5 protein-coding genes are annotated in these 3,767 nt (G+C 47.2%); 1 reads left to right on the plus strand and 4 read right to left on the minus strand.

Annotated elements, in window-relative coordinates; translation table 11 throughout:
* From dapE to dapC, 4 genes are all read right to left on the minus strand, one after another.
* Positions 1–655, minus strand: a 655-nt coding sequence (gene dapE, locus B3182_RS07290; RefSeq protein ID WP_292752147.1) for a succinyl-diaminopimelate desuccinylase, incomplete at its 3' end; no start/stop codon positions are given.
* On the minus strand, positions 645–989 hold the full coding sequence (locus B3182_RS07295) for an ArsC family reductase (protein WP_292358036.1): 345 nt from the start codon (positions 987–989) through the stop codon (positions 645–647). The genes B3182_RS07295 and dapE, both read right to left, overlap by 11 nt.
* Before the next feature lie 154 nt (positions 990–1,143).
* Positions 1,144–1,965, minus strand: coding sequence for a 2,3,4,5-tetrahydropyridine-2,6-dicarboxylate N-succinyltransferase (dapD, locus tag B3182_RS07300; RefSeq protein WP_292358037.1), 822 nt, complete (start codon positions 1,963–1,965; stop codon positions 1,144–1,146).
* 16 nt (positions 1,966–1,981) lie between these two features.
* Positions 1,982–3,178 (minus strand): succinyldiaminopimelate transaminase, encoded by a 1,197-nt coding sequence (dapC, locus tag B3182_RS07305; protein ID WP_292358141.1) that lies wholly within the window; start codon positions 3,176–3,178, stop codon positions 1,982–1,984.
* Positions 3,179–3,252: 74 nt separating this feature from the next.
* Between dapC and B3182_RS07310 the strand changes: the two genes are divergently transcribed.
* On the plus strand, positions 3,253–3,767 hold a 515-nt coding region (locus tag B3182_RS07310; RefSeq protein WP_292752149.1), incomplete at its 3' end, for a DMT family transporter.

Genomic DNA, 3,767 nt, shown 5'->3' on the forward strand with positions numbered 1-3,767 from the left:
TCAGTTCAGCCAATGCCGGAGCAAGATTATGTACCGGATTATCTGCCAGGTGAGGATAAGCAATATGGCCCTGCTTGCCTTGAACTGTCAGATAGCCATTTAACGAACCACGGCGACCATTTTTAACCACATCTGCCACTTTGTCAGTGCTGGTTGGTTCGCCGACCACACACCAGTCGATATGATCCTGACGTGCCTGCAATGTTTCAATAACTTTAACGGTACCATCAGTGGCTGGGCCCTCTTCATCGCTGGTCAGTAAAAAAGCAATGCTGCCAGCATGCTGAGGGTGTTCAGCAACAAAACGTTCACAAGCCGTCACCATAGCAGCAATACTGCCTTTCATATCGGCTGTACCGCGGCCATACAAAATGCCGTCTTCAATTTTGGCGGCAAACGGTTCGTGGCTCCATTTATCTACCGGTCCGGTTGGCACAACATCGGTATGTCCGGCAAATACAAATAACGGGCCATTATGTCCACGCCGACACCACAGATTGTCAACTTCCCCAAACCGCAGGTATTCAGCATTAAAGCCACTATTAGCCAACCGTTCTGCCAGCATGATCTGACAACCTTTATCGACAGGGGTGACACTGTCACGTTGAATCAAATCAATGGTGAGCTGAACAGTTTTGGAAAGATTACTTTGCATAGCGCGCCTGAAAATCAGATTCGTTGAAACCTATTGATATGCCGGATGCATCTTCTATAACCGGGCGTTTAATAAGTGTTGGATGCAAGAGCATTAACTCTATAGCAGCTTGTTGATCAAGCTGATCTTTACGCGGGTCTTCAAGCTTGCGCCAGGTTGTGCCCCTTTTGTTGATAAGCTGTTCCCAGCTGACGTAATTCAACCACTGTTGGATGATGGATAGATCCAGACCATCTGTCCGAAAATCATGGAATTGGTATGTAATCTGGTGCTCATCCAGCCAACGTCTGGCTTTTTTGACCGTGTCACAATTTTTAATACCAAACAATTTCATCGTTGCCGTTTCACCTGAAAAAGCCCACAGGGTAGGCGAATTGATGTTAAATGATACAGTATATCAATTCATTTTGCATCATTGGCTTCACTGCCGTGGAGCAGTGGTAAAGGCGGTAACTGCTATAAAGCGGTTACCGCCAATTACAATCTATTTAGATATCACGCAGTAATTCGTTGATACCGACTTTACCACGGGTTTTTTCATCAACCTGTTTCACAATAACAGCGCAGTACAAGCTGTAGCTGCCATCTTTAGAAGGCAGGTTTCCTGAAACAACTACAGAACCAGCCGGAATACGACCGTAGCTTATTTCACCGGTCATGCGGTTGAAAATCTTGGTGCTTTGGCCAATGTAAACACCCATTGAAATCACTGAACCTTCTTCAACGATAACGCCTTCAACCACTTCAGAACGGGCACCAATAAAGCAGTTATCTTCGATGATTGTCGGACCGGCTTGTAAAGGTTCAAGTACGCCACCGATACCCACACCACCGGATAAATGGACGTTTTTACCGATTTGTGCACAGCTACCAACAGTAGCCCAGGTATCAACCATGGTGCCGGAATCAACGTAGGCACCGATATTAACGTAAGAAGGCATCAAAACAACGCCTGGTGCGATATATGAACCACGACGAGCTGCTGCAGGAGGTACAACACGCACACCGGCAGTATTAAAATCAGCTTCGGTAAAGTTAGCGAATTTTGGTTCAACCTTGTCAAAATACTGTGTTTCACCGCCAGACATCGGGCGGTTATCATTCAAGCGGAACGACAATAAAACGGCTTTTTTCAGCCATTGATTGACGACCCAATCACCATTTTGTTTTTCTGCGACACGTGCTTTACCACTGTCGAGCATTCCCAGAACTTCATTGACGGCATTACGTACTTGCGCATCAGCATTGGCTGGGGTGATTTCTGCACGGCGTTCAAATGCCGTTTCGATAATCTGCTGGATATCACTCATCGGTTTCTCCAAATTATTAAGATAAGGTTTCAATATAGTCACGGATCCGCATGGCCGCTTCGACGCACTCATCTTGAGGTGCAACCAATGCCATGCGGATCCGGTTAACGCCAGGATTACCCTGTTTGGTATCTCTGGCTAAAAAACGTCCCGGCAATACGGTGACGTTATATTGATCAAATAAGCCGCGAGCAAAATCGGTATCGGCAATCGGCGTTTCTGCCCATAAATAAAAACTTGCCTCGGGCTGGGTGACATTCATCACTGGTGACAGAATGTCGAGTACGGCTGCGAATTTTTCTCTGTACAGGTGCCTGTTATGTGCTACATGCGCTTCATCTGTCCAGGCAGCAATAGAGGCAGACTGGGTTGATGGTGGCATTGCGCAGCCATGATAGGTACGGTAACGCAGAAAGGATTTCATGATATTGGCATCGCCGGCCACAAAGCCACTTCGTAATCCCGGCGCGTTAGAGCGCTTGGATAGACTATGGAAAACCACACAACGGCTTAAATCGGTATAGCCAGCTGCCACAGCTGCTTGTAATAAACCTACTGGTGGTAAGGCTTCATCAAAATAGATTTCGGAATAACATTCGTCAGCCGCGATAATAAAATCATATTCATGGGCCAGTTGAATCAGTTTGGTCAGCGTTTCAGCATCAACAATCGCACCGGTCGGGTTGCCCGGGCTGCATAAATATAACAACTGACAGCGTGACCAGACACTCGCGGGAACAGCATCAAAATCGGGTACAAAGCCGGTTTCTTCGGTGCAATTAAGCAGATAAGGTTCTGCTCCGGCCAGAAATGCCGCACCCTCATAGATCTGATAAAACGGGTTGGGCATAACAATCAGTGGATCTTTACGACGATCAATAATCGCCTGAGCAAAGGCAAATAATGCTTCCCGGGTGCCATTAACCGGCAGAACCTGCGATAACGGGTCGATATGTCCCGCTAACTGAAATCGTTGATCCAGCCAATTCGCAATAGAATGGCGTAATTCGATACTACCCGCTGTTGTTGGATAGACTGATAAGCCATGCAAATGACTGATGACCGCTTCGGTAATAAAACCGGGAGTAGGATGCTTTGGCTCACCAATGGATAACGAAATATGCGGCAGATCACTTGGCGGCTGGCAACCTTGCTGCAGTTCGGCTAGTTTCTCAAAAGGATAAGGGTGTAAAAGGGCCAGATCTGGATTCATTAATACATATCGCCGGATAACAAAAATCCGGCCATTATAACGCTTCAACTGACTGTCGTGTTATAAGCATCATTATGAACTTTGTAAATCCCATCGAATCCAAGCTGGCAATCCTTAGTCTGTTATTTGCTGCCACCATGTGGGGCCTTATCTGGTATCCCATGCGCCTGTTCGAACAGGCTGGCATGTCGGTGGTCTGGGTGACGTTGATCATGTACCTCACGGCAGGCATCGCCAGTCTGCCGATTTTTATCAAAAACCGTTATCGCTGGAAACATATTCCTGCCGATCTGCTTTGGCTGGCCCTGGCGGCTGGTATGACCAATCTCGCTTTTTTAGTCGCGTTGAATGAAGGTCAGGTAATGCGGGTGATGCTATTGTTTTATTTATCGCCTTTATGGTCGGTGATATTAGGACGCTGGTGGCTAGGTGAAAAGTTGTCTCTGGCAGCCATTGTTATGTTTGTGCTGGCCATGGGGGGCACGGTCTTAATGTTATGGCGACCCGAAGTGGGATTTCCATGGCCACATGGCCTGGCTGATTGGCTGGCCTTGTTTGCCAGTCTGTGTTTTGCGGTGAACAATGTGTT

It is taken from the genome of Methylophaga sp. UBA4204, assembly GCF_002379485.1.
Classification (GTDB): Bacteria; Pseudomonadota; Gammaproteobacteria; order Nitrosococcales; family Methylophagaceae; genus Methylophaga.